This is a genomic window from Haloferula sp. BvORR071 (genome assembly GCF_000739615.1).
Classification (GTDB): domain Bacteria; phylum Verrucomicrobiota; class Verrucomicrobiia; order Verrucomicrobiales; family Akkermansiaceae; genus Haloferula.
On sequence record NZ_BATP01000056.1, the window covers coordinates 148,220 to 175,201 of the forward strand.

Genomic DNA, 26,982 nt, shown 5'->3' on the forward strand with positions numbered 1-26,982 from the left:
GGATCTCGGTCTCCGGCCCTCAGCCGGCCTCCGGTCTCTCATTTCAACATCTCCAGAACCACCGGGAGTTCTCCTGCTTCCGGATCACCTCTCAAACTCTGCCCTCCGTCGAAATGAAATCGAAACACATCGCCTTCCACGCCACGCTGGCCATTGCTTTCACTTCCGCCCATGCCGCCGAGCGCTGGTGGGATGGAGGCACGATCGATATCACCAACGGTGGTAACGGCTTCAGCAATGGCGGAGCGGGGACCTGGAATGCCAGCGTGCTCAACTGGGATCAGGGCACGGCATCGTCCCACGGCATCTGGGACAATGGCGGCAGCGGAGTGGCGATCTTCGGCGGGGCCGGTGGCACCGTTACGCAGGGGAGTCCGATCACGGTGAACCGCCTGGTCTTCGAGTACGGTGCGACCTATGTGATGGCGGATGCGGTGGGCAACTCGCTGACCTTCGCCGGTGACACGCCGTCGATCGTGGCGAAGGGTGGCGTCTCCTGGGGGACCACCAGCGTTGCTTCCAAGACGACCTTCGAAGGCACTGCCGGCCTGACAATCACGGGCGCGGCGGTGACGAGCGCGGGGGCGACGGCGGTGGTGCTCAATAGCGCGAGCGCCCACCCGTTGACCGGTGGCTTCACCTTCAAGAACGGCGTCACCTTCAATCCCAGCGTGCGCCTCTACACGGGCACCACGGACCTGCTGAATCCGAACAACGCGCTGACCTTTGACGGCGGCCACTTCACCTTGTCCGGTTTCGCGGGCAAGACGATCGACCAGACCTTGGGCAATGCCAGCTTCAATACCCTGGGGGCCGGCTCGCGCTTGTTCGTCACCACCTCCGGCAGCAATGCCAGCACCACTACCAAGCTGCACCTCGGCACGATCAGCGGCAGCAACCTCACGACCAAGGCTGCGGGTGGCTTGCTCACTGGCTTGGGCTCGCCGCCCATCGCGGGCACGACCCACGCGATTACCACCACCACCGCGCCGACCCAAGCCTCTAACAATACCTACGGCCCGCGGGTGATCTACACCATGGATGGCGGCGCGGCCAGCGGTGACTGGACCACCGCGACGGATCTGGGCGGGGGAGTCTATCAGCTCGCTCCCTATGCGGGCTACACACCGATGGCGGATGACGGCACGGTCAATAATCTGGATGTGAGCCTTGCCAGCGATCTCGTGTTCTTCGCGGACAACACCCGCGGCACGCTCAAGATCGCCAATAACGGCAAGATCAACATGGATGCCTTCATCCTCACGCTGAATCGCGGCGGCCTGATCACCTCCGGCAGTACCGCCACCACTGTCAGTGGCTTGGTGGGGGCCACCTGCCTCACTGCGGGTGCGGGCAGCAGCTACGAGCTGATCGTCCATCCCTACAATTCGGCAGGCACCACCATCTCCGCGGTGATCGGTGATAATCCAAACGGCACACTCTTCGACCCCATCGATGACATCCCGGTTTCGCTCACGATCAACAACCTGGCCAGCAATCCGCTGACCTTGAGCGGGCTCAATACCCACAGCGGAGTCACCACCATCAATGGCAGCTCCACCCTGGTGGATGGCAAGTCCTCGGTCATAGCCTTGTTCGACAAGAACAAGACGCCTGCGCCCAGCGAGGCGGATCCGGAGCCGCTGCGGGTGGCATCCGCCCTCGGCACAGCGGATAGCGTCACGCTCAATGGCGCGGTGATCCAGATCCTGGCCAGCGGTTCGGGCACGAGCAACCGCGACCTCAGTGTCAGCGGAAACTCGGGATTCTATGTGAAGGGCAACTACACCGAGACCCTGGCCGGGGTGATTTCCGGCACGGGCACCTTCAGCACGGATGGTGACTTCGGCGGCAGCAATGGTGGCACGGGCAATGTGGTGCTGGCGGGTGCCAATACCTTCTCCGGTGACTTTATCTTCCGCTCCGATGCCCGCTTCACCCTCGCGCACGCCGATGCAATGAAGAATGCCACGCTCGACCTGAGCGGGCAGCGGATCCTGGCCGACCTCAAGACCAACAACCTCTCCTACAACATCGGCGGGCTGCGCGGCAATGTGAGTGCCGAGCTCGGCACCGGTGGTGCGACCAAGACCGTGACAATCGGTGGCAATGGCCAGTCCAACACCTACGCCGGTGTTCTGTCCGGTGATTCCGGCCTGACCAAGACCGGCACGGGCACCCAGATTCTTCTCGGCGCAAATACCTACGGCAGCGTGGCCACGGGTTCCACAGTGGTGGCCGAAGGCTCCTTGAAGCTCGGCTCAGTGGGCAGCAGCATCATCAACGGTACCGGAAGCTCGGGCCAGAAGACCATTACTGCGCTTTCCGGCACCGCCGGTCTGGTCGTGGGGCAGGCGGTCAGCGGCGGGAATGTCGGTGTGGGGGCGGTGATCACTTCGATCGATACCGCCACGCAGGTGACGGTGAACGTGGCCCACAGTGCCGCCTTCTCCGCTGTGCCGATCACCTTTGGTGCCGTCAATGCGGCCATCGCCACCCCGGCGATCGAAGTGAAGACCGGTGCCACCTTGGATGTCGCCTCGCAGCCTGCGGCTTATGTCATCGCAGCCCCCCAGACCTTGGGCGGTGCGGGCAGTGTGGTCGGGCCTGTGAGTGTCAGCGGCAAGCTTTCCCCCGGCGTCGCCTCCTCCCCCGACGCCACGGTGCTGTTGCCGGACTTGGACAACAGCACCGCCACCCTCACGACCGGTGATGTGAGCTTCGCCGCGACCGGCGAATACAAGTGCACGCTGGGTGCCGCCGATAGCGACAAGCTCGCCGCCGCGAACCTCATCGTGGTCCCCGGTGCCAAGATCAGCTTCAGCGGCACGCCTGCTGCCGCGAGCTATCTGCTGGCCACCTATACCGGTGTCGCTCCGCTTCCCTTCGCGACTGATGCGAGCCTGCCGGCCGGTTACTCGCTGGACTACACCACACCGGGCCAGATCAAGCTGGTCGGCGGGGGCGGGGGCCCTGCTCCCTATGACACTTGGACCAGCGCGAAGGGTTTGTCCGGAACGGATGCCGCCGCGGCTGCCGATCCGGATCACGATGGCCTCAGCAATGCGATCGAGTTTGTGATCGGTGGCGAGCCGAACCCGGCCAATGCCGGTGCGGAATCCAGCGCGCTGGCACCCACGATTACCACCACTGACACCCATCTCGTCTTCACGTTCCGCCGCACGGATACCGCGCTGACCCAGCCGGGCATCGCGATCACGGCGGCCTACAGCTCGAGCCTCGGTGGCTGGACCACCGCGCAGAACGGCGTGAATGGCGTGACCATTGTGGTCACCGACGACGGCTTCGGCGCGGGCGTGGACAAGGTGGAGGTCTCGATCCCGAAGACACTGGCCAACGGCTCGCGGATCTTCGCCCGCCTCAACGCAAGCTTCTGACCCTGAGATCAAGCAAGTGGATTCCCATCACTCGATGAAAGCTTTACCCTTTTCGTTGTTCCTCGCCTACGCGCTCGCCTCGCCACTGGTGGCGAATGAACTGCCCGAGGATGTCACCGGCGCCCTCTATCAGAAGGCGAAAGCCCAGCCGCAGGAGCGCGCCGAGCGCATCCAGCTGAATGAGGCGATCCTGGCGGATGCCCGCAAGTGCCTGGCGGAGCATCCCGATGTCCCGCCATCGGCCGCCAGCCGGGACATTCTGGTGCGGCGCGTGATGCTGCCGGCCGCCATGCGGCTGAATCGCGATGAACCGGCTTCACCCGCGTATCGTGAGCAAATGCGCGAGCTGGCCACCGAGGTGGCCAGCTCGACGCTGACGGAAGGCCACCGCCTGGTGGAGGAGAAGGTGGCTGCTGCCAGCTTGCTGGCGGAGATGGAGATCTGGCCGGAGGCGGACCACGCCCCGCGCGAGGCGTCGGCCTCGATCCGCAAGCTCATCGAGCGCTTTCCGCTCAAGGCGGATGACAAGACCAGCGCCGCCTTCCATGGCCAGGCCTTGGTGTCGGCGACGCGGCTCGCGGTTGCGGCCAAGGAAAAGTCTCTGGCGGACGAGTTTTGCAAGGACATCGGTGGCTCCTATCTCAGCACCGCGGGTGCGTTGGATGTCCTGTCGGCTGCCGGGCATCCGGCGAGTTTCGAGGGCGAGCTGAACACCCTCGATGGCAAGACCCTGCGCTTCCCCGAGGATACCAAGGGCAAGGTGGTGGTGCTCGACTTCTGGGCGACCTGGTGCGTGCCCTGTGTGGCCTCGCTGCCGCATGTCCGCGAGATCCACGAGAAGTTCAAGGATCGCGGGGTTCTGGTGGTCGGCGTGAGCTGTGATACGCCGATGGCGAAGGAAACGCCCGACGACAATCGCGCCAAGGTGGCCGCCTTCATCAAGGCCAAGGATCTGTCTTGGACCCAGACCTACTCCGGCATCTGGCCGAAGGTCGCGGAGAAGTACGGGGTGTCTAGTATCCCGACGGTATTCGTGCTCGGCAAAGATGGCCGTATCGTGTCCGCCGCCGCCCGCGGCCGTGAGGGCGAGCTGATCGAGCGCGCCCTGTCTGCTCCTTGAATTTTCCATTCTTCCTGTTGATCACCATGACTTCCTTTTTCCGGACTTCCTTCCTCGCCATCTCCTCGATTGTCACGCTGCACGCCGCCGAGCCGGTGGCGGAGGCCGCGGGTATCGGTGCTTGGACCACCGACTACCCCGCGGCGGTGAAGGTCGCTGCCGAGCGCCGCCTGCCGATCTTCATCGAGTTCACCGGCTCCGATTGGTGCGGCTGGTGCCAGAAGATGGAGAAGGAGTGCCTGTCCAAGCCCGAGTTCCTGGAAGCCATGCGCACCCAGTGCGTGCTGGTGAGCGTGGACTTCCCGCACAAGACCCAGCTCCCGGTGGAGCTCAAGGAGCAGAACACCAAGCTCGCCGCCCAGTTCAAGAAGAGCGCCGGCTTCCCCGCCTATTACATTGTGGACAACGACGCGTCGCAGACGACCCGCTGGAGCTTCGGTGCGCATCCCAAGTATGGTGCCGACCTCAAGCTGCTGATCTCCGACATCAAGGACTTCTGCGCCGGCTGCTCCGGGGTGGTGGAGCGGACGGCGGAGAAACTGCCGGAAGCGCAGGCGGCCGCCTATCGCAAGGCGGCTGCTGACTATGCCGCCAACCAACTGAAGGTGGTGGCATGGCTGGGGGAGGATCATCCCGATGCCAAGGCTGCCAAGGAGCAATTCGAGAGCGCGCTGAAGCAACTCGCCACCCTGAGGACGGCGATGGATGCGGCAGCCGCCGCGCCTGCGTCCACCTCCCAGCGCTGAATGGTTAGGTCTTGTTTTTTAGCATCCATGGAATCGAAGTCTTTCTTCCCGGCCGCCCTCTTGTTGGGCTTGGCCTCCTTCCCCGTTCTCGCTGCCGACCGCTGGTGGGATGGCGGCACCGCCGATATCGGCACGAATGGCGACGCCGCCAGTGCGGGCGGCGCGGGCACTTGGAATGCCAGCCTCAAGAACTGGGACCTGGGCAATGCCCTCTCGCACGGGGCATGGGATAGTGCCGCTGGGGATACCGCCATTTTCGGCGGCTCCACCGCGGGCACGGTGACGCTTCCCGCCGGCCTCAGTGCCGGTGGGCTGGCGATCGTCAATAGCAGCGGAACTTACACGCTCAGCGGTTCCGCCGTCACCCTGACGGGCAGCTCCCCAGTGATCTCGGTGACGCGCTCCGGCACGATCTCATCCAAGCTCAGCGGCAGTCCGGCCAATGGCGTGACCAAGACCGGCTCGGCTACCCTCACGCTCAATGGCACGGTCGCCAATGACTTCAGCGGCGGACTCACGGTCCAGACCGGCACGGTAATCCTGAACCTCGGCAACATGGCGACAGCCACCGACCTGATCCCGGCCGGCAGCCCGCTCAGCCTCGGCAGTGGCATCCTCAGTGTGAGCGCCAAGTCCAGCGGCGTCTCCAGCCAGACGGTGAACGGACTGGTCTTGAACGGTGGCTCGGCTGCTGGCATCACCTTCACTTCCTCGGTCTCGGCGAGTAGCTCCCTCAATCTCGGCGGCATCACCCGCAATGCGAATGCGGTGCTCAATTTCACCCTGCCCGCGACCGGTAGCATCACCACCAGCGCCCCGAACAACGCCAGGGGCATCCTCGGCACCTGGGCGAGCACCGGCAGCAGCACAGGCCTGAAGTACGCTACCGTTAGTAGCAATGTGGTCGGCTCCTTAACCGGCACTCCCGCTGCCGATGCTGCCGCGCTCAGTGACACCAGCGGCAATGGGAACTACGACCTGACCGCCGCCACGGGCAGCGTGCCCGCCAGCGTCGCGGTGAATACCATCCGCTATATCGGTGCCGTCGCGGGCACCACGGCCCCCGGTGCCAGCTTGTTTTCGGTCAATGGCCTGATGAATTCCGGCAGCGGTCTGTGGACGATCGGCAGCAATGACCTCAGCATCGGCGCGGAGCGCGAGCTGGTGATCCACCCCGGGGCCAGCGGCATCACCGTGAGCGGCGTGATCAAGGACAACGCCGCCGGGGCTTCCGCCCTGACCATTGCCGGCAGCGCTGCCGTGGGCCTGAACACCGCCAATACCTACAGCGGCCCCACCACCATCCACGGGACTTCCGCCTATGCCGACAACGGTTCGACCGTAACGATCGCCAATACGCTCAAGGATGCCGGCATCGTCTCGGAGTTCGGCAAGGGCAGCGTCATCGCCCTGAGCGGCGCGGTGATCCAGATGACGCCGAACAATGCCAGCGGCACCTGCAACCGCGGCCTCATCCTCTCCGGCACCAGCGGCTTCTACCTCAAGAGCGTGCTGACCCAGACGCTTGCCGGCTCGATCTCCGGCAGCGGCAACCTTTCAGTGGACAGCGACTTCGCCGGCACGGGCACCACCGGCAAGGGCAACCTCATCCTGGCGGGCGACAACAGCTTCACCGGCGATATTGCCTTCCAGAACGACGCCAAGATCACCCTGGCCCATGCCAATGCCCTCGCGAAGGCCACGCTGAATCTCAGCGGCACCCGCATCATGGCCGACCTCGCGAGCAACAATTTCGCCTATGTGATCGGGGCTTTGAAGGGCAGCGTGAACCTCAATCTCGGCACTGCCAAAGCCGGTGGTGGCAGCGGCATGGTGACCGTCGGCGGCAATCACCAGTCCGGCATCTACAGCGGCACCCTGTCAGGTGCCGCAGGCCTGACGAAGGCCGGCAATGGCACCCTGAGCCTCAATCCCGCCACGCCTAACAGCTACGGCGGTGACACCCGGGTCGCGGGCGGCGTGCTCGCGGTCAATGGCAGCGCCCTGCCGGACAGCACCAAGCTGGTGATCGACGGCGGCAAGGTCGCGCCCAGCGGGACCGAGACCGTGGACACCTTGTTCTTCGGCGCGCTGCAGCAAGCTGCGGGCACCTGGGGAGCCCCCGGCTCCGGCGCGGACCACATCGATGACAACCGCTTCAGCGGTAGCGCCGGCGTGGTGAAGGTCCAGCCCTGGTCGGTCAATGCAGCGCAACTGAACTTCGGCCAGGTGACGAATGGCGACACGATCGCGATGAGCGTCACTATCACCAATCTCGGCACCACCACCATCTCCGGCACGGCCGCGGTGGTGGAGCCACGTTTCTCCGTGACGGGTGGTGCGAGCTGGTCCGTGGGGGCAAATAGCTCGACCACCGTCACGGTGAGCTTCTCGCCGCTGGTCGATGGCGTCCAGACCGGGACGCTCACCCTCACAGGTTCCGGCCTGACCCGTACGGTCGCGCTGGCCGGGGAGGGGATCCCGGCGAGCCAGCCGCTGGCCAACCAGATCCAGGACTACGCCTTCAGCACCTTGCCCGGCATGGCTGCCCCGGCCTCATCCGCGGCGATCACGCTGAACGAGGGCGGCACGCTGACCCAATCCTTCAAGCCGCGCCGTGATGCCTTCCTCGGCCAGTTCGCCGCGCGCGACAGTGCCAATGTCCCGCTTTACTGCGAGCTGCGGTCGCTGAGCTTCAAGACCACGGCCTATCAGACTTCGCCCTCCACGCTGCGCTTCGAGATCTTCCGCGTCCAGGATAATGGCAGCCGCCTCCTGCAGACTACCGAGGATCTCGACCAGACTTTGTTCGGTGATACCCCTTACCAGGTGACCTTCCAGACCCCTGCGGTGCTGGACTTCGATGCCAACTACGAGATGCGCCTCACGCTGGTGACCTGTGGTGAGCGTTCCTATGGCGGCGGACCCTCGATCAAGTTGTTCGCGCCTTCGAGCGGCTATGCCGATGGTGCGCTGGCCTCCGGCGGCGACCTCTGGTTCGATGGCCAAGGCAGCACCGTGATTCCGGTCTATCCGGAACTGGTCGTCACGGCAGCAGCCGGCAACTGCTTCTTCTACGACGGCGACGTGGCCAACGCGAACTCGTCCAGCTACGACAATTTGAAGGGCAAGTTGCTCGGCATCGGCGGTGCCGCCGAGAAGCTGGTCTTCAGCCATCCGGCCGAGTGGGGTCCGCTGTCCTTCAGCGTGGACAATACCAGCTTCGCCACCGCCACGCCGGATGCACGCAGCGGTAACTCGGACAGCTGCCAGCTCTCCGGCGTGGCGGAAGGCAACGCCATGCTGTGGGTGAAGGCCGGCGGCACGGTGGTGGGTTACATGAAGCTGATGACCTTCCCGCAGCGCTGGATGCCGCTCTCCTACACCTACGTCCAGTATCCCGGTGAAAGCGACCACGCGCTCAAGCACGCCTCCGCCGAGATCATGGCCTACATCTCCTCCCTGTATGCCAAGGCTAACATCGCCATCCAGTGGACGGACAACGGCATCATCACCCACGAGTGGGATGAGAATGGCGACGGCAGCAGCTTCAACGACACCTACTCGGAGATCTGGTCGCCGATGACATCCGGTGCCCTGCCGAACCAGAGTTCGTATTTCTCGAACGTCTTCATGCTGCGCTTCAACAAGGACGACAACTTCCTGGGCGGCACCAATGGCGGCGGGACCTCGATGGGCCTGGGCCCCGATGATTCGCCGCGCGGCGCCAATGTCCGCTGTCACCTGCTGCGTCCCGCCAGCCAGTTCGCCTCCACGCTGAGCCATGAAATCGGCCACAACCTCGGTCTCTATCACCAGACGGTCTCGAACAACCTGATGACCGTCGGGCGCGCCAAGGACGAGCTCTGGACCTGGCAGTGGACGACGATCCACAGCACGCTCAAGACCCTGCAGTATCCCGCCGGCAATCCGGACGGCAATGCCAACGGGATCCTCGACGGCTGGGAGACCCAGATGTTCGGCGGCGCGAGCGCCGGTGCCAATCTGCCCGACGCCGACGCGGATGGCGATGGCATCAGCAACATCCTGGAATACGCCTTCGGAACCCATCCGCTGCAGCCGAATGCCAACCCGGTGTCCGTCAGCTTGGTGACCATCGGGGCCAGCCGTCACCTGCAGGTCTCGGTGCCCAAGAATCCCGCCGCGATCAACCTGGGCTTCGCCGCGGAGCTTTCCCCGGAGCTCGGCACTTGGACGGGCGCGGGGATCACCGTGGAGGAGAACAGCACCACGCGCTTCACCGCCCATGAGACCGCCCCGACCGGTTCGGTGAGGGCCCGCTTCATCCACGTGAAGGTCACTGTGAATCCATGATCATCGTGCGCCGCATTCTTGCTACTGGCTTTGCCGTAATTTCTGCGGGGCTTGCCGCGGCGGCCCCGGGCGATGCCTTCCGCGAGCTCGACAAGGACCAGGACGGCCGGATCTCGCTGGAGGAGTTCTACGTCACCGGGCCACCGCCCCTGCATCCACGCATGCGCCAGGTCTTCGAGTCCTTCGACCCGGAGCACCGCGGCAACCTGGGGGCCGAGGAGGTGGCCAAGGTGGTGGATGCCGTTCGCAGCCTCCAGCCGAAGCTCGATCCTGCGGTGGATGGGACCTTTGCTGATATCCCGCTGCAGGTGCATGCGAAGTCGAAGCGCGCTTTCGTGAAGGCCCGCGTCAATGGAGTGGAGGGCACTTTCCTGGTCGATACCGGGACCAGTGATACGATCGTCGATGCTGGCTTTGCCCGCCGGGCGGGCATCGATTTCGTCGAGATCTGCATGACCATCACCGGCGGGAACTACGGCAAGAAAGGCGATGTCGTCTCCTTGGTGAAGCTGCCGCAGATGGAGATCGGCGGCATCCGCTTCCGCGACTTCCACGCGGTGATGCGCGACGAGAGCAAGAAGCGCTCGGACTTCGAGGGCCAGCTCGATGGTATCCTAGGCGCCAACCTGCTCTTCGCCAAGCCGCTGACCCTCGACTACAAGAACGCCCGTCTGAGCTTTACCGAAGAGCGGAGCAAGCCAGCCGACTTCGAGTTCGATCTCCTGCCGGAATATCCCAAGGTCCCGGTCGTCGCCGCCCAGCTCGACGGCACCGACATTCGCCTGATGCTCGACTCCGGTGCCGTGATCGGGGACACCCTACTCATCAACGAACCTTATCACGAGGCGTTGCGGGCTCTCGCGGGAGACGCGAGCGCGAAGGACTACCAGTCCAAGGAGCTGCGCGTGTCCGGCAAGCTGCTGACTTCGGACAAGCGCTGCCTGCTGCGGCCCTTCGAGCACTCCGTCATCGGCGCAGTGTTCTTTGCCAGCCATCGGATCACTGTCGATCGTCCTGCCGGAAAGATCCGCATTTGGGCGGAGCCGGAGTAGTTTGGTGAGCGTCAACTTTCTATGAAGCTACAACGCAGTGGTGAAATCATACACGCTACGTGCGTAGAAGGATACAAGCTGCCTTGTGCTACCTTGGCGGCGACTTGAGCGGGCATCGCTTGATTCCGTTCGCGGTACCATGGCGCGAACGTCCCAAGCGGTTCAGCCGGGAAACTCTGTCTCTGCCGACCACCGCCTATCCCTCCCATAAAATGGATATCAATACCCGCCTGCAGGATGACCTGCCTCCGGACTCAGGATCCGACTCCGGCCGCTACGAGGCGGAAGCACCGCCGAGCACCCGTGTCCCCGTCCCGCGGCCAACCTCGAAGCTCACCAAGCCGTCTCCGGCATCGAAAAAGTCCTCACTCCGGACGCTCCGCATTCTCCGCGATCTGCTGGGAGACTGAGGTCAAGTCAGCGCCACCAGCGCGATGCTCACTGTGGCCGCGGTGATCGCGAAGCCGATCAGGGTCATAAGCCCATCCCGCGCGACGAGCGAGATACCGTAGGCCAGCAGTGCTGCGCCCACGCCGATGCCACTCAGTGGGATGAACTCCGTGAGCGGACCGCAGATCGCAAGCAGCAGGCACAGCGCCGCCACCACCCGGTTGGTCTTAGGGCCCGCGAAGGCTTCCAGGCGCTGGGTCACGAACTTGTCGATCCACTTCGCCGGTTTTCGGGTCCATTTGCTCCCGGCCATCTTGAGGATGCGCTTGCTTGAGACTTTCCTCCGTAGGAACCAGCCCGGCAGCCAGAATTGATCCCGGCCGCAGAGGATCTGCACGGATACCAGGCCGACGAAGAGTCCGCTCAGGGTCCCCACGCTCGGGATATCGCTGATCCCCGGCGCGGACATCACTGTGCCTGCCAGCAGGATCAGCGGGCCGAAGGAGCGGCGGCCGATCGCGTTCATCAGGTCGTCCACCGAGACCTCCTCGCCTTGCTCCGCCGCCTCCTTGAAACGATCGAGCAGCTCGCCCATGCTCTTGGGCGGCTGGGTCTTGGTTTTGGGTTCCTCCGGCATCCGTCACGCTCGGACCGGTCTAACCGATTGCAAGCAGGGATCGGCGCAGCAAGGGCAGGGGAGGGGTCTCTCAATTTTCGCCTTGTGGCCGCCCTCCGCACCTGAGGTGCTAGTCCCATGCACCGCCCGTCTGCATTTTCCTTCGCCTTCCTCCTGCCGGCCCTCCACCTCGCCGCCATTTGTCCTGTCTCCGCCGAGGCCGCTCCGGAGGCTCCGAGCCTCGCGGCCCAGCGCTTTGGCACTTGGGGCTTCGACCTCAGCGGTCGCAATCTGGACGTGAAGCCGGGCGATGACTTCTACGAGTTTGCCAATGGCAAGTTCGTCGAGCGCACCGAGATCCCGCCGGACCGCGTGCGGATCGGCAACTTCGATCAGCTGGGGATCCTTTCGGAAGAGCGCGTGCGCGGGATCCTGGAAGACGCGGTGAAGAATCCCAATCCGGCCACCGCGAAGATCGCTGCCTTCTACGCCGCGTACATGAATGAAGAGCGCGCCGCGAAGCTGGGCAGCCAGCCGCTCGAGCCCGAGCTCGCCGCGATCAAGGCCGCCGCCAACCACGCGGAGCTCGCCGGCTTCCTCGGCAAGCCGGATAGCCTGAGCCGCGGCTTGTTCGGCGTGGGCATCGGCGCGGACCCCAAGGATCCGGCCCGCTATGTCGTTTCCTCTTCCACCGGTGGCCTCGGCCTGCCGGACCGCAATTCCTATCTCAAGCAGGAAGCCAGCTACGTGAAGACCCGTGAGGCTTATGAGGTCTATGCCGCCCGTCTGTTAGAGCTGGTTGGCTGGCCGGAGCCCGCGGCGCGCGCCAAGGAGATCATGGCTTTCGAGACCAAGCTCGCCGAGGCGAGCTGGGAGCGCGCCGAGATGCGCGACCGCGACAAGACCTACAACCCGATGAGCCCGGGCGAGCTCGCCGCGCTCGTGGAGGGCTACGATGTGCCGCGCATGTTGGAGGGAAGCGGTGTGGCCGGCGTGGGCAAGATCGTGGTCTCCGACAAGTCGGCCTTCCCGAAGAAGGCCAAGATATTCGCCGAGACTCCGCTGGAAACGCTCAAGGCCTGGGCTGCCTTCGGAGCTGCGGATTCCGCCGCGCCTTTTCTTTCTCCGCCCTTCGTCGATGCCAGTTTCGAGTTCCGTGGCAAGGTGCTGACCGGCCAGGTCGAGCCGCTTGCCCGCTGGAAGCGCGCCGTCGCCGCCACCAACGACGCGCTTGGTGAGGAAGTCGGCAAGGCCTACGTGGCCAAGTATTTCCCGGCCGAGTCGAAGCGCCAGATGCTCGATCTTGTCGCCAATGTCCGCAAGGCCCTCGCCATCCGCATCGACAAGCTCGACTGGATGAATGCGGAGACCAAGAAGGCCGCGCAGGAGAAGCTCGCGAAGATCAGCGTGAAGATCGGCTATCCCGATGTCTTCCGCGACTACTCCGCCTACCAGGTGTCCGCGGAGGATCTGCTGGGCAACATCCGCGGCAGCGCCAGCTTCGGCTGGAAGCGCCGCCTGGATCGCCTGAATGACCCGGTGGACCGCAATGAGTGGGGCATGCCGCCGCAGAAGGTGAATGCCTATTACAACTCGGTGATGAACGAGATCGTCTTCCCCGCCGCGATCCTCCAGCCGCCTTTCTTCGATCCCCAGGCGGATCCCGCGGTGAACTACGGCGGCATCGGCGGCGTGATCGGCCACGAGATCAGCCACGGCTTCGACGACCAGGGCCGCAAGTCGGATGGCGACGGTGTGCTCCAGGACTGGTGGACACCGCAGGATGCGGAGACCTTCAAGCAGCGCGCGGACAAACTCGGCGCGCAGTATGAGTCGATCGAGATCCTCCCCGGGCAGCACATCAACGGCAAGCTGACCATGGGCGAGAACATCGGCGACATGGGCGGCATCACCCTCGGCCTGGAGGCTTACCGCGCCTCGCTCGGTGGCAAGCCCGCGCCGGAGATCGATGGCACCACCGGCGACCAGCGCGTCTTCCTCGGCTGGGCGCAGGTCTGGCGCCAGAAGATCCGCAAGGAAGCACTGCAGAAGCAGCTCGACAGCGACCCGCATTCTCCCGCCATCGCCCGCGTGAACCTGGTCCTGCGGAACATCGACGCTTGGTACGATGCCTTCAAGATCCAGCCCGGCGACAAGCTCTACGTGAAGCCTGAGGACCGCGTCCGGATCTGGTAAGGACAAAAGGCCGACCGAGGGATTCACCCCAGCGTAGCGGAATGGCTGCGCCATTCCGGCTGGGCGAATCCCCGCCATTGAAGGCAGGTTTTCATCTCCTTCAACGTCCCCCTTTTTTGCGGCCCTAGCCGCTTTCGGAGTGCGCGCCAGAATCGCCGCTTTGAGTGCGCGCGCTCCCCGCCCAACGCCACACGAGTTCTAGGTCGGTCCACCCACTCCGAGAAGTTCTGCGGCGTGCAGCTTCCTAGAACTCGTAAGCTCGCCTCCGAGGACATCCCCCTCAAAGCGGCGAGGCCGAAACTTCAGCCCCCAAAGTGGAGCAAAGGCTTCCCTAGTGCCTCACCAGTTGCCCCTCCATATCCTCTAGCGCGGTGCCCTTGGTCTCCGGCACCATCGTCTTCACCCACAGAAGTTGCAGGCACATCATGAAGGCGAAAAACGCGAACACCGCGCCGGGATGGAAAGAGCCGACCATCTTCGGAAAGAAGGTTGTGAGCAGTGCCGCGAAGACCCAGTGCGTCGCGCTGCCCAGCGATTGGCCCATCGCACGGTGCTCGTTCGGGAAGATCTCCGAGATGAAGACCCAGATCACCGCCCCCTGGCCGATCGCGTGCGCCGCGATGAAGGCGAAGATAAACGCCGGCACGATGCTATAGTTCTGAGTGTAGAAGGCCCATGACACGACTCCCAACGAGAGGATGTAGCCGAAGGATCCGATGTAAAGCAGCGTGCGCCGACCCAGCCGGTCAATCAGCCACAGCCCGGCGAAAGTGAAGATCAGGTTCGTCACCCCGATGCCGATCGAAGTCAGCATGGCCGTCTTTTCCCCCAAGCCGGTCATCTCGAAAATCCGCGGAGCGAAGTAGAGGATCGCATTGATCCCGGAGAGCTGGTTGAAGAAGGCAATGAGGAAGGCGAGAATGATCGGAGTCCTCAGCCGCTTGGACCAGAAGGGACCACTGGGTGCACCATGCGCCGAGTGGCTGCTAATGCGATTGACCGTCGCTTCGATCTCCTCATCGGGCACATCCGGCGAGATCTGCCGCAGCACTTCCTTTGCTTTGCTCCGGTCGTTCTTCTTGCTGATTAGCCAGCGCGGACTCTCCGGCAGGCTGAAGCAGAGCGCGGTGTAGATCACCGAGGGAAAGGCCATGACCCCCAGCATCCAGCGCCAGGCATTCTCGCCAGTGCCCGCCAATGCCCAATTCGAGAAGAAGGCGACCACAATGCCGAAGACGATGTTGAACTGGAACATGCCCGCCAGGCGGCCGCGTTTGTCCGGCGGCGCGATTTCCGAAATGAACAAGGGCGAGGCCACGGTGGAAATGCCAACGCCCACTCCGCCCAAGAAGCGTGCAATGCTGAAAACGTAGACATCCTGCGCCAGCGCTGAGCCCACCGCAGACAGCAGATAGAGTATGCCGATCCAGAGCAGCGTTTTCTTGCGACCGAACTTATCCGTCGGCCAGCCACCGATCAGCGAGCCGAGCACCATCCCGTAAAGCGCGGAACCGATCGCGATGCCGTGAGCCATGTCCTCCAGTCCCCACAAATGCTGGATCTTCTTCTCCGCCCCCGAGATGACGACCGTATCGAAGCCGAACAAGAAGCCGGCGAGGGCGGACGTGATCGTCCAGAAGAATAGTTTGTTCATGGGTTTCGGGAACTAGAGGGTCTTGGAGGCGGTTGGGATGGGTTTTACGGAGAAGAGAAGGCTGGCTTTACGCGGATCGCAGAGCTTGGTCGTTGCCCCACTGGAATCTCTCCCTCAACGCCTCCGGTATCGGCGGGATCGCGCCCACGCAGGAGCACACGTGCGCGGCCACTTCATTGGCAGTCGCGGCGATCCACTCGGTCGGCCAGCCTTGCAGCATTCCCAGCGTGGTCGCCGCGGTGAAGGAATCGCCCGCACCGATGGTGTCTTTCACCGTCGCTGGCAGCCCCGCATGTTCGCACCAGTGTTGGCCGTCCCAGAGCAGACTGCCATCCGCCCCGCGGGTGTAGGCGATCATCCGCAATTGGTAGCGCTCTAACAGCGCCGCCAATTGCTCGCGCACACTGCCGCGCAAATTCAGCAGCTCCGCGATCGCTGGCAGCTCGCTGTCGCTCAGCTTCATCACATTCGCCAGCTCCAGCGAATCGTGGATCAGCTCGGCTGAATAAAAGCTCTGGCGCAAATTCACATCGAAGACCCGCAGCGCTGCCGCGGGTGTCGCTTGCAGGAGCTGCCGGATCGCCGTGCGCGAGGATGCCGTGCGCTGCCCCAGCGTGCCGAAGCACACCGCGCTCGCCGCCGCCATCAGCTCCAGCGCCGCCGCTTGCACCGGGATGCCATCCCAGGCCACGCCCTCGCGGATCGTGAAACAGGGCTGGCCATCCATTCCCAGCTCCACATCCACCGTCCCCGTCGGCCGCGCCACATCCACCGCGATCCCGTCCGTCGCCACACCCAGCTCGCCCAGGCACTCCAGCAGCCGCCGCCCCAAATCATCCGCGCCGATGCTGCTGACGATTGCTCCCCGTGCGCCCAGCGCCTGCGCATGGCAGGCGAAATTGGCCGGCGCCCCGCCCATCCTCGGCCCTGCCGGCAGGATGTCCCATAGCAGTTCGCCAAGTCCGATGACGAGTGGTCTCATGTGGGTTTCAAAAAAGCGCAACCCACACTCCGGCGGAGAACCGGTGGGGCTTGGGTTGGGAATGAGCTTGGTTGCCCGTCCCCGGACCTGAGAACCCCTTTCCGGGGAATATGTAAGTTTTCGGTGATTACACATCTGGCAACCTGTAAACGCCCCCTCCTGCGAAGCGCCGTTTTTTGAGGGAGGTCTTCGCGCACACGCTTTGGGCTAGCAGCGGTGCCTCTCACTCTCTATCCCTGCCAGTTATGGGCAAGGCCGCCATCCTCCTTATCAGCCACCTCGCTTGCATCGCCGCAGGTGGTGCTTGGATCCGCAGCAGTTCCGCCTCTGCAAGCGACGCCGCAGGCAACCCCGCTGCCGCTGCCAAATCCGGCGAGCGCATCCCGCGCCCTGCCAGCAGCACGGCCGCCGACGGCAGCGCGATGGTCGAGCGTGCGCTCAGCGCCGCCAAGCCCGGTCCGCTCGCGGCCGAGTCGCTTGCGAAACTCGCCGCCGCCTACGCCCCGGGTGACGGCGAGAAGGCCGTCCGCCGCCTCACTGAAGACGGCTTGAGCCGCCCGCCCTCCGGCGACGAATTCTCCGCCGCCTTTCTCGCCTGGTTCCGCGATGATCCGAAGGCCGCCCTCCTGTATGTCATCAAGCTTGAGGGCATGTCCGATGAGCTGCTGAAGCTGGCTCTCGCGGGAATTCCCTTGGAAGAGCATCTCAAGCTGGTCCTCGGACTGGGCCGAGACCAGCGGTGGGGACACCTCGGAGAACTCTTGGGCACCCGTCTTGCCACCCTTGCCCCTGACGATGCGGCGACCTTTTACAGAAGCAATATTGCCGGGAGTGAAAATACCTTCGCCCTGCGCACCTTGGTGCGTGGCTGGCCGAACGATGCGGAAGGCTTCCTCAAATTTGCCCTTGCCGCAGGGGATGTGGAACTGATCCGCAGCTACCTTATAGGCTCCGGGTCCTCATTGCAGGGAAGCGCCCTCTTGACCTTGCTCGATTCCCGCAACGATCTTCCCGAGTCGATCCAGAAGCTCCTCGCCGAAGGCGGCGAACTCCGCGGCCACCTCTACCGCTACGCCGATCCCTCAGTGCCGCTCGACAAGCGCATCGCCGAGATGGCAAACCTTGAATGGCTCAAGGACGCCACGCCGGAAAAGCTCCGCGAGGGCGCGCTCAAGCAGATCTCCACCGTCGACATCAATGAGCTGATGCGCAACGGCCCGGACTACCGCTACGCCTTCCGCCACGGCGCGATGACGGCGGACGAGATCCTGGCCGAGGTGAAGGCGAAGTTTCCCGAACTCGCCGCCGCTTCCGACTACGAGACCCGCGTCCGCGTCTTCAATGAACTCGCCTCCGAGGATGCCGAGGCCGCCTTTGCCCTGATTTCCAACCTGCCGCAGGAGGAACGTAACCTCGCGGTCATCCACCAGTCGCGCTGGACCTTCCGCGATACCAGCCCGGACGCCTTCTTCGCGATGATCAACCTCGCGCCCGGCCCGGATAGCAGCGATGCCGCCACCCAGCGCGCCGATGCTTGGCAGAACTACGGCAGCTCTGCCTATGGGAGGTATGGCGACTACTATGTTGATTGGGTCCGCGAGCTTCCGCCCGGCGTGAATCGCGATGCCGCCCGCGCCAGCCTCGCCGCCGCCGCCCGCCAGCGGAAGAACGACGCCCTCGCCAAGGAATTCGAAAAGCCTGCCAGCCGCTAAGTTCTGCTGAAATGAGCCGCTCTCCCGCCCTCCGCTATGCGATCCTCGCCGGCAGCCACCTGCTGGCGCTTGTCATCGGCATCCTCATCTTCCGCCGCGAGGTCCCCGCCGCGCCCGCCGCCACCGCGAAGGCGGAAACTCCCGCGGCTGCAGCTTCACCTTCCCATCCATCTAACAGCGCAGCGCCCACATCCGGCACTCCGCACGTCCGCGCCCCTCTCCGCAGCCAGGCCAGCGTTCACCAGGTTGCCTGGCGCGCCTTGGCCGACCAGGATCTCACCCGCCCGGAGCGCATGAAGGCCAGCGCCGTCATCCTCCGCGAATGGATCGCCAGCGACTGGGAAGCTGCGCTCGATACCGTGATGCAGGAGACCCCGGATGACTTTGAGCTGCTAGGCGAATTCCACGACCTCTTCGCCCGCGAGCCGGAGGAGATCTGGCCGCTGATCGAGTCGAAGCGCTACGGCGTGCTCTCCAAGTCGCTCCTCGGTCATTGGCAGAAGTCGCTGGCGCGACGTGATGAGGCCTCGCTCCGACAGCTCGCGGAGAGTCTTCCGGAGCCGGGGAAGGTGGCGGCGCTGGAGATCCTGGCTGGTAGGCAGCCGCGGGCGCAGTGAGGTATGAAGTGCGGCGGCACGACGCCGCTTTGGATTGGTGTGAACTCGCTTCCTTCCAATCCGTGACCGTCGACCGCAGCATCACCTTCCCGCAGCCAAAGCGGCGTCGTGCCGCCGCACTCCACAAGGCGCCCCCTCAAAAATCTCCCATCCCCTAGACAAAACTTCCCGCCCTGCGCGTCCTCCTCATGATGGGCGGCGCGAAGCGCGGACTGACAGCGAAGGACCTGGAACGCATCCACGATGAGCACGTGGCGGCGATGTTCCGCTATGGCCTCACCCTGCTGCGCGATGAAGCGAGCGTCCGCGATCTCCTCCAGGACATCTTCCTGAAGCTCGCCCAAGGCCGTGCGGAGGCGATGACCGCGGAATCCGAGAAGACCTATCTCCTCCGCATGGTTCATCACGGCGCGATCGACCGCATTCGCCGCGACAAAGTCCGCCGCGACCACGCCGAGGCGCAGCCTGCCGAGACGATCTTCGAAGCCTCCCCCGATCCCGACCGCGAGGCCTACCGTCAGCGCCTGGATGCCGCACTCGTCCAGCTCCCCCAGGAGCAGCGCGAGGTCGTCGTCCTCAAGCTCTGGGAAGACCGGACCTTCGATGAGATTTCCCACATCTGCTGCATCCCTCTCAACACCGCCTGCAGCCGCTACCGCTACGGCATAGACAAACTCCGGGCCCTCCTGCGTCCCGTGTATGAAGAGCTTTGATCCCATGAACTCCGGCGAGGACTACAGCGAATTCGAAAACCAGCTCCGCGGCATGGCCCTGCGCCAGCCGCCGCCGGAGTGGAAGTCGCTGCTGTTCCCGCCGGTCCCGCCACCGCTGTTCCCGAAGCCGTTGCTCTTGGGTATCGCGGCCTGCTGGGTCGCCAGCCTCGGCGTCTTCCTCGCCACCCCGGAGCGGGAAGACCTGGGGCCGCCGATGCTGCCGCCACCGGCGGCAGAGCCGGAGATCATGGACAATGCTCTCGCCATCCGAATGGAGAACGAGCGATGAAACAACTCATACAGAAAAGATGGTTCCGCATCACGGTGCGGATTGCGGTTTGTGTCTTTACCCTGCTGATGCTGGCCTACGTCATCATCAACTGGCGCGGATCGGTCGCGATGAAGCGGGCGGTCGCGGAAGCCCGCAGCGTCGGCCTGCCGCTCACCTTGGAGGAATTCACCATGGACATGCCGCCGGCGGAGCAGAACTTTGCCCGCCACGGCATTCTGAAGGAGTGGGAGGAGGCCTACTACAACCCGAACGACAAGTCCTATTCGCCTTCGGGTCCGCGCGGCATCTATGAATCTATGGGCGATCCTGTCATGGCCAAGGCTTGGCAGAAAAATCGCGGTAAACCGAGTAACCTCGATTTCTCGCTGATGCCAGCCGGTAATCCCTATGGCCAGTCCGCCGCCAGCTTCCTCGAGGAGTATGATCGCCGCCACGGGGAAGCGCTGAAGAGCATCCAATCTGGCCTCCATCTGCCGACAGTGCGCCGGCCTCTCGTGCCACCTCACTTTGCTGGCGCTGCCCAATGGTTCAGTCTCAATGAAGCCATGGGCCTGAATTCCCGGAAGATCCAGGATGGCCTGCATCTTCGCGCCGAAGCCGCCCTCGCCACCGGCGAATCCGGGAAAGCCGCCGAATCCATCGAGATTGGGGTCCGTCTCGCGGAATTCGTGGCATCGCGTGGCACCGCGGTTTCCGTGCTGATCGAGTTCGTCGGCTTGCGTGATATGTATCGGCCGCTCAAGACCGGAATCGATCGCCATCTCTGGAAGAAAGAGGACCTCGACCGGATTTCCGCAGCGCTAGGCCGTGTCGACCTGAAAAGCGACGTGCGTCGCGGCATCGAATCGGAGGTTCTCATGATCCATGTCTGGGAAGGCTGGAAGGAAGACCGCCCGCGCTTCGGAGAAGAAGTCCGCAACCTCCTGCCTACCTCCGATTCCCAACGTCAGATCATCACTTGGTTCGCAATCAAAACTCCCCGCTTGATGCCTGCTGGTTGGTTCGATTGGAATGCCGCGGACGTGATCCGGGAGGCCACGGCTGCGCGACAACTGGCGACCCGCGACGGCGTTGTTTCCGCTTGGTGGGAGGCGGGCCGCCGCCAGCAGGAGATCAACCGGCAAGCGAGATCCCGGTCCGGATTGATCCCTGGCCTCACCGCCGCCCCCAGCCTGCTCACTCTTGGCGCGAGGGCCTTGGTCGATCGCCAGCTTGCCCTAGTCGCCTGCGAGCTTGAGCGCTATTACCTCGCCCACGGTGCCTATCCCGCCAGCTTGGCGGAACTGCCCGCTGATCTCGTCACCGATCCGCTCCACGGTAGTCCCTTCCTCTACGCGGTGAAGGAGGGGAAGTTCTCCCTCTACTCCACCGGTCCCGATGGCAAGGACGACGGCGGCAATGTAGAAACCCTAACCTCGGTGATCGAGTGGAAGGATTGGCTGTGGTGATCCGGGTGAAGAACAAACTACGGCGTTTCCCGTAGCATCGCCACCACCCGTGTCGCCTGCTCCCCGGTGAGGCCATCCCGCAGGTCCGTAAACACACAGCGCTCTTCCTCGATCGCGCCGCCCATCCCTTCGCGGTCGTCATCGATCGCCACCCAGCGCTTCACTTCCGGATGCGCCTCCAGCCAAGCCCGTATCTCCACCCCGCGACGGGTCCGCATCGCCACTGAATCATCGCGCCGCGTGTCCGGTGTGCTGTCCAGGGTCAGCTCCGGCGGCAGGCCGTGCGCGGTCCATTGTTCGTGGAGCCGCGCCACGTGCTCCGGCAGCCGCCAGGTGGAGCTGAAGACGATCCGCAGCTCCGGCACCGCCCTGAGCACCTGCTTCAGCGCCTCCACACAGCGCGGCGTGAAGTGCGGCGACATCGACTCATCTTCCGGATAGGCGATAAGCACGCCATCGATGTCCAGAAACAGGATCGGACCGCGAATCGCCCGTGTGGCCATCCATGGCAGCGCCACCTTGCGGAATGTTCGTTCTCCTTCCGACATTTCCCGTCAGCTTAGGTCAAGAATCTTTCCCCGGTCGAGCCCGAAGCCAGCAAGCAGGCCCCCCGTCCGGGTAGGCGACAAAGCTTCCGCCATGGCAGACAAAAGGGCTGTCCTGCCGCCGATCGCGGTTATTGTTATAGGCCCGAACCGATCATGAATCCTTCCCATCTTGGCCGCCTCCTGGCTCTCGCCACGGTGGCGTCCCCTGTCTGTGCACAGGAGCCCACGAGCATCCCCGTCGACTTGCCGGACTTCCACTGGCATCTCACGGCGCGTCCTTGGCAGCCGGTGAATGCGCCGGAGTCCGTGCTGCTCGACCAGATGGAGAAGGCAATCCACGCGATGGCGCCGCTCCAGTATTGGAATGCGAATGATCCGAAGGACGTCAAGAACGGCTCGATCATCGATCCTTACGATAAGAAGGAGCTGCAGTATGCGACCCCGCTCTTCGCCTTCAATGTGGCGACGCTGATGACCAAGGGCCGCGCGCAGGATCTGCTCGAGCCGGGCTGCCGGGCGCTGGACCGCTGCACGCTCAACATCTCCACCGGCCCGGCGAATGATTGGCACGGCGAGTTCTTCTGCGCGCCGATGGTGAAGGCGATCCGGATGTTCGAGGCGCTACGCAAGGATCATCCGGAGATCAGCGAGGAGCGGATCAAGACCTGGAAGTCGCGGATGACGGCCAAGCGCGAGGGCTTCATGAACATGAAGGTGAAGCAGAACTGGCGGACCTTCGCGATGAGGGGCGAGTGGCTGCGGCAGCAGGACGGCTACATCAGCGATGGGGTCACCTGGAACGAGGCAAACTGGACCCTGGCCAGCGAGGGCGGCCAGCGCGAGCGCTTCCGCCGCGATCTCGACAAGTACGGGCTCAAGCCGCACTTCTTCCTCTACCACGACGATACCGCGGACCCGGAGACCTTCGCCTACAATGGCGCGACCACCGCGAACCTCTTGGACATGCTGGAGAATGGCTACGACGGCGCCTCGGCGAAAGAGATGCGCGAGATCATCGGCCGGAATCTGCACGCGGCCCTGCTGATGCTCAGTGGCTCGGGCGAGGCCCCCGCCGGCGGCAGGACCGGCGAGCACATCTGGGACGACAGCATTTATGCGAATGCCTTCCAACTGATGGCGGAGCTGGCGCGGCGCGAGGGTAACATGGAGCTCGCCGGGCAGTACCGCCATGCGGTGCAATTGCTGCTGAAGAGCCACGCGCGCTTCAAGCAGGAGAGCGGCTTGTTCTCGATCACCAAGAACGCCTTCCATCCCAGCCTGAAGAATCGCTACGCGAGCTGGAGCGGAGTTGCGAATTATGAGGGCTTCACGTTGGCCTGCTGCTCGGAGACCCTGCTTGCGCAGAAGAACACGATCGAGGAGCTGCCGACACCGAACGAGATCGGCGGCTACGTCGCGACCCTGGATCCTTCATTCGCGAATGTCTTCCTCAATGCCGGTGGCATGCAGGCACAGATCTGCACCCGCGGGGAGACGGACAAGTATGGCGACGTGCAATGGCACACGCTGGGGATCACCCGCTTCAGTCGCAGCGGCTGGGATGGCCGCCTGGGCCCCGGTGCAGGCCACGTGAAGCCGGACTTCAGCGATGGGCTGAGCTTCTCGCCGGTCTTCTTGGAAGACGGCAAGTGGAAGCGGGTCTGCCTGGAACCGAAGCGCTTTCAAGGCAGCTTCAAGGCGGAGTTCGTGCACCCGCTGCTGGTGCGCGGCACTTTCACCATCGCGCCGGTGGCCGGCCAGAGCGGGCCGAGCTTCGCGATGAAGATGACGCTGACGCCGGATGGTGCTCTCGTGGATACGGAGTGCCTCTCCGGCGCGAAGGACTTCGGGGTGATCTGGCCTCTGTTAGAGTTCGACGGGCGCAACGTGCTCGACAAGCAGGTGGGCAAGTCGATCGCCTCAACGGCTTATCCAGATTCATCGAAGGACGCGGTGGTAGTTCAGGCAGAGACTTATTCGTCCTCGAAGTTCACCTTGAAGGAGAGGCTCGGCTATCATGGCGAGGGCTACCTCAAGATCGGCGAGGCAGGGGATAAGGTGACTTGGGGCTGCGGTGAGGGTCTGCTCTCGCAGGTCGGCTTCCGCTATGCCTTGGCCGGCGATGCCAAGACCACCCGGCGGGTGAAGCTGAAGGTGAATGGCTGGGCCCAGCCGGATCTGGTCTTCCTCAGCACCGGTGAGGCCGGCTGGCATGAACTCTATGTGCCGGTCCACCTCGATAGCGGGAAATTCAGCACGGTGGAGCTCGAGGCCACGGAGCCCGGGGACCTGTTGATCGATGAGGTGCGCTTCCAGCCGGAGAACATTTCCCCGGAGGAGATGGACCAGCAAAACTTCATCGCGCTGAAGCCGACCCACCAGATCGATGACAAGGCTCCCGCAGTGCGTGGTGGGTACGGGGACTTCCGCCCGCTGCGGGTGACGGATGCAGATGGCGGGCCCGTGGAGACCTTCGTGTATCCGCGCAAGACCGGCGATCCACAGGCGGAGGCGGTACGGTCGAGCTTCAAGAGGGAGGGAGGCGATTTCTCCTCAGTGCTCGGTCGAGTGCGGGGCACCCTCTATGTCGGCCGAACCTCAGCGGGCGGGGAAGGGAAGGGGATCGACCTCGATGGCGATGGCAAAGACGAGGCAAGCTTCGAACAGAACTGCCAGTTCATCCTGCAGTTGAAGGACGGCAAGGTGATCGCGGTGGAGACGGATCGCGAAGTGAAAGGCCGGATCGGCGGGAAGGAGATTTCCTTCGCTGCCTTCCGGCCAGTGCATATGGATTAGGGTAAAGCGTCTTGTTAGATCGGCTGCGACTGCATTCCGGCCTTGCTTCGCTGCCTCGCCCGGTCCCACCCGGCGCGGGCGGCTTTGCGCGCGGTGCCAGTCGAGTCGCGAGCCGCCTCTACCGGCTTTCCCTCCTGCCTTTAATCCGTGCCCATCCGTGTCAATCCGTGGTTCCTCTTGCTTCCCGGCTTCGCATCACTTGAGACGCCAAATTGCGCGAAATCCCGGCTTGCGTGGACAAGCTGCGATGCGCAATTGCAGATCACCCCTTACTTCGGCACCTCGTTCCGCTCCATCACTCCGCGGATCTCCGTGGGTGAGAGCGCCGCGCCGAAGATATACACCTCATCCACGCCGCCGCGGAAGAAACGCCCGTGCTGGATCGAGGGAGACTCAGGCCGATCGGTGATATTCCGGCCGATCCACACGCCGTGGCTGGCGTCCAGATCGGTATCGATCATGCGCAGCGTGCGGCGGCTGATCTGCTCCATCTTGCCATCGATGTAGGCGATCACATGCGTGCCGATGTCCGGGCGCGAGCCACCGAAGAGCACCGCCGCGACATGGTGCCACTTGCCATCGCGCAAGTCCGTGTTGCCCACCAGATAGCCGAAGTGGGTGCCCACCCGGATGCGGCCGACCGGCCCCTCTTCCTCCAGCGGATTGATCGAGATTTGCCACACCCCGCCGGGTTTGGAGCTATCGAAGCGGCCCCAGGAGACGATCGCGAAGCCCTCGCGATTCGAGAGGTCTGCCGGTGCCTTCACCCAGAAGCACACGGTGCGCGGCGCGCCGCCTTCGATGCCGGGGAAGCCGCTCTCCGCGAAGGCCGACTTGCCATCGAAGTCCAGGCCACCTTTGAAGCGGCCACCGGTCCATTCCGGTTCCTTGCCGCCTTGATCGGCCATCAGCTTCAGATCGAAGGGACCGCCGGGCATCCCGCGGGAGTCGGCCTTCGAGCTGTCACCGCGGCCCTCGTCCATCGACCAGTGCACATAGGGTGCGGGAGTCTCCGCGCGCGGCGGCAGGGTGGTGTAGAAGGAGGCATCTTCCGTCGGTGCCGAGCCTAACAACAAAGTGTCGCCCTTCTTCACCGCCATGCTTTTGCTGCGATCTCCGGACTCGAGCGAGAGATCGCTGCCCATCGCCACAAACTCAAGGTCGGATTGCTTGCTCATCGCGAGCGCGTAGTCCTTATCCGCGCGGACGAAGCCCTTTGCGGTGGTCACCGTGTATGGTCCCTCCTTCCCGCTGGTTCGCACCACCATGCGGCCTTGGTTCAGGCGCGCCTCGTCAGCGGACAGCATCTCGAGATCCGCCGGACCTTCGACGATCATCGTGCTTCCCTTGGCGCCCTGGACTTCCAGTATCCCGGAGTCGAACTGAATCCGTGAGCCTGCCTTCAGGCCCGAGCCCTCTCGCAGCTTGCCGCCCTGCACCGTCTCCGCGCGAAGCACCGTGGCCACCGGCCGCGTGGCGACGTAGAACCAGCCACTGGCAAAGATCGTGATGGCGGCCGCCGCGGCGCTGATCCCGCGGTTCCAGTGCCGCCGCCCTTGCAGGCGCTGACGCACGGCTCCCACGAAGTTCTCCTGCTCCTGCTCGCGCAGGAACTTCATCGTCTCGTGCACGCTGCGCTCGCGGGTGAATTCGTCCTCCGCGGCAATGCCGAGCATGGCATCGATCGCGGCGAGATCGGCTAGGCACCGGGCCGCCTCAGGATTCATTTCGGCAACGGCGAGCGCACGGCGGATTTCTTCCTCCGTGCCATCGCCCGCCAGGATGCGGGCCAGGACTTCATCTTCCTTCTCCATCATCCCTCGGGAAGTTCCAGTTTACGGCGCACGCATTCCGCCAGCACTTCACGCAGGCGGTGAAGCTGCATAGTCAGTGCGGAGTAGCCGCGGCCACTCTCCGCCGCCAGGTCACGCACGCTCTTGCCTTCCACATAGCGCTCGTTGAGCAGCGCCCTTGAAGGTCCTTCAATCCGTCGCAGGCAATCGGCCAGCGCATCCAGAGAACCACTGCTGACGGCGATCGTGCCAGCGTCTTGATCCAGCAGACGACCCAGCTCCTCGCTGCCGCCCACGCATTCATCGCGGCGCTTGCGCACATGGTTGCGCAGGTGGTTCTTCGCGATCGTCTTCAGCCAGGGCTCCAGTTCGCCCTCACCGGTGAATTGGTGGATCTTGCGATAGGCCGTGAGGAAGGCCTCCTGCGCCAGGTCATCCGCCTCGCTCCAATCCGCCATCCGCGCCCGCAGATAGGCGCGCAGCCAGCCTTGGTGCCGGCGCACGATCGTGCTGAAGGCGTCCAGGTCGCCTTGGCAGCTTTTTTCCCACGCGATGCGGTCCTCAGGGTCCATCG

The 26,982-nt window shown here is 64.1% G+C and carries 19 protein-coding genes; 13 read left to right on the forward strand and 6 right to left on the reverse strand.

Annotation, left to right across the window (positions count from 1 at the left end; translation table 11 throughout):
• The first annotated feature begins 113 nt into the window (after positions 1-113).
• From BV071_RS27050 to BV071_RS27075, 6 genes are all read left to right on the forward strand, one after another.
• The gene (locus BV071_RS27050; protein ID WP_035614059.1) at positions 114-3,398 is read left to right on the forward strand and encodes a hypothetical protein; all 3,285 of its coding nucleotides are present in this window, start codon (positions 114-116) and stop codon (positions 3,396-3,398) included.
• A gap of 34 nt (positions 3,399-3,432) precedes the next feature.
• Complete coding sequence (locus BV071_RS33775) at positions 3,433-4,518, forward strand: TlpA disulfide reductase family protein (RefSeq protein WP_081886259.1); 1,086 nt, start codon at positions 3,433-3,435, stop codon at positions 4,516-4,518.
• A 26-nt stretch (positions 4,519-4,544) separates the two neighbouring features.
• Positions 4,545-5,264 (forward strand): thioredoxin family protein, encoded by a 720-nt coding sequence (locus BV071_RS33780; RefSeq protein ID WP_265594954.1) that lies wholly within the window; start codon positions 4,545-4,547, stop codon positions 5,262-5,264.
• 27 nt (positions 5,265-5,291) lie between these two features.
• The gene (locus BV071_RS27065) at positions 5,292-9,599 is read left to right on the forward strand and encodes an autotransporter-associated beta strand repeat-containing protein (RefSeq protein WP_035614063.1); all 4,308 of its coding nucleotides are present in this window, start codon (positions 5,292-5,294) and stop codon (positions 9,597-9,599) included.
• A complete protein-coding gene (locus tag BV071_RS27070) occupies positions 9,596-10,651 on the forward strand; it encodes an aspartyl protease family protein (protein ID WP_035614065.1) in 1,056 nt (351 codons plus the stop codon). The genes BV071_RS27065 and BV071_RS27070 overlap by 4 nt, the downstream gene beginning before the upstream one ends.
• Positions 10,652-10,863: 212 nt before the next feature.
• Positions 10,864-11,061, forward strand: a complete 198-nt coding sequence (locus BV071_RS27075; protein WP_035614067.1) for a hypothetical protein — start codon at positions 10,864-10,866, stop codon at positions 11,059-11,061.
• Positions 11,062-11,063: 2 nt separating this feature from the next.
• Here BV071_RS27075 and BV071_RS27080 read toward each other — a convergent pair whose 3' ends face one another.
• A complete protein-coding gene (locus BV071_RS27080; protein ID WP_052573936.1) occupies positions 11,064-11,678 on the reverse strand; it encodes an exopolysaccharide biosynthesis protein in 615 nt (204 codons plus the stop codon).
• A 117-nt stretch (positions 11,679-11,795) separates the two neighbouring features.
• Between BV071_RS27080 and BV071_RS27085 the strand changes: the two genes are divergently transcribed.
• Positions 11,796-13,853 carry a M13-type metalloendopeptidase gene (locus tag BV071_RS27085; protein ID WP_052573937.1) on the forward strand — a complete coding sequence of 686 codons (2,058 nt, stop codon included), beginning with the start codon at positions 11,796-11,798 and terminating at the stop codon, positions 13,851-13,853.
• A gap of 331 nt (positions 13,854-14,184) precedes the next feature.
• On the opposite strand, the gene BV071_RS27090 is transcribed toward BV071_RS27085, so the two are convergent.
• Together BV071_RS27090 and BV071_RS27095 are read right to left on the reverse strand one after the other, a co-directional pair.
• The gene (locus tag BV071_RS27090) at positions 14,185-15,507 is read right to left on the reverse strand and encodes a sugar porter family MFS transporter (RefSeq protein WP_035614070.1); all 1,323 of its coding nucleotides are present in this window, start codon (positions 15,505-15,507) and stop codon (positions 14,185-14,187) included.
• A gap of 67 nt (positions 15,508-15,574) precedes the next feature.
• The gene (locus tag BV071_RS27095; RefSeq protein WP_035614072.1) at positions 15,575-16,489 is read right to left on the reverse strand and encodes a carbohydrate kinase; all 915 of its coding nucleotides are present in this window, start codon (positions 16,487-16,489) and stop codon (positions 15,575-15,577) included.
• Between the two features lie 245 nt (positions 16,490-16,734).
• Here BV071_RS27095 and BV071_RS27100 point away from each other — a divergent pair, with 245 nt between their 5' ends.
• The 5 genes from BV071_RS27100 (at position 16,735) to BV071_RS27120 (ending at position 21,271) form a co-directional block, all read left to right on the forward strand.
• Positions 16,735-18,201: a hypothetical protein gene (locus BV071_RS27100; protein WP_035614074.1), complete on the forward strand. Its 1,467-nt coding sequence runs from the start codon at positions 16,735-16,737 to the stop codon at positions 18,199-18,201.
• Between the two features lie 11 nt (positions 18,202-18,212).
• Entirely contained in the window at positions 18,213-18,818 is a 606-nt protein-coding gene (locus tag BV071_RS27105) for a hypothetical protein (protein WP_035614077.1), read from the forward strand.
• Between the two features lie 188 nt (positions 18,819-19,006).
• On the forward strand, positions 19,007-19,531 hold the full coding sequence (locus BV071_RS27110) for a sigma-70 family RNA polymerase sigma factor (protein ID WP_265594955.1): 525 nt from the start codon (positions 19,007-19,009) through the stop codon (positions 19,529-19,531).
• Positions 19,532-19,535: 4 nt separating this feature from the next.
• Positions 19,536-19,820 (forward strand): hypothetical protein, encoded by a 285-nt coding sequence (locus tag BV071_RS27115; protein ID WP_265594956.1) that lies wholly within the window; start codon positions 19,536-19,538, stop codon positions 19,818-19,820.
• Positions 19,817-21,271, forward strand: coding sequence for a hypothetical protein (locus BV071_RS27120; RefSeq protein WP_265594957.1), 1,455 nt, complete (start codon positions 19,817-19,819; stop codon positions 21,269-21,271). Before BV071_RS27115 ends, BV071_RS27120 begins: the two co-directional genes overlap by 4 nt.
• Positions 21,272-21,288: 17 nt before the next feature.
• On the opposite strand, the gene BV071_RS27125 is transcribed toward BV071_RS27120, so the two are convergent.
• Complete coding sequence (locus BV071_RS27125) at positions 21,289-21,819, reverse strand: HAD domain-containing protein (RefSeq protein WP_035614083.1); 531 nt, start codon at positions 21,817-21,819, stop codon at positions 21,289-21,291.
• 153 nt (positions 21,820-21,972) lie between these two features.
• Between BV071_RS27125 and BV071_RS27130 the strand changes: the two genes are divergently transcribed.
• On the forward strand, positions 21,973-24,615 hold the full coding sequence (locus BV071_RS27130; protein WP_265594958.1) for a hypothetical protein: 2,643 nt from the start codon (positions 21,973-21,975) through the stop codon (positions 24,613-24,615).
• A 269-nt stretch (positions 24,616-24,884) separates the two neighbouring features.
• On the opposite strand, the gene BV071_RS27135 is transcribed toward BV071_RS27130, so the two are convergent.
• Together BV071_RS27135 and BV071_RS27140 are read right to left on the reverse strand one after the other, a co-directional pair.
• Positions 24,885-26,432 (reverse strand): LamG domain-containing protein, encoded by a 1,548-nt coding sequence (locus tag BV071_RS27135; protein ID WP_081886261.1) that lies wholly within the window; start codon positions 26,430-26,432, stop codon positions 24,885-24,887.
• The gene (locus tag BV071_RS27140) at positions 26,429-26,980 is read right to left on the reverse strand and encodes a sigma-70 family RNA polymerase sigma factor (RefSeq protein ID WP_035614087.1); all 552 of its coding nucleotides are present in this window, start codon (positions 26,978-26,980) and stop codon (positions 26,429-26,431) included. Before BV071_RS27140 ends, BV071_RS27135 begins: the two co-directional genes overlap by 4 nt.
• Positions 26,981-26,982: the final 2 nt, after the last annotated feature.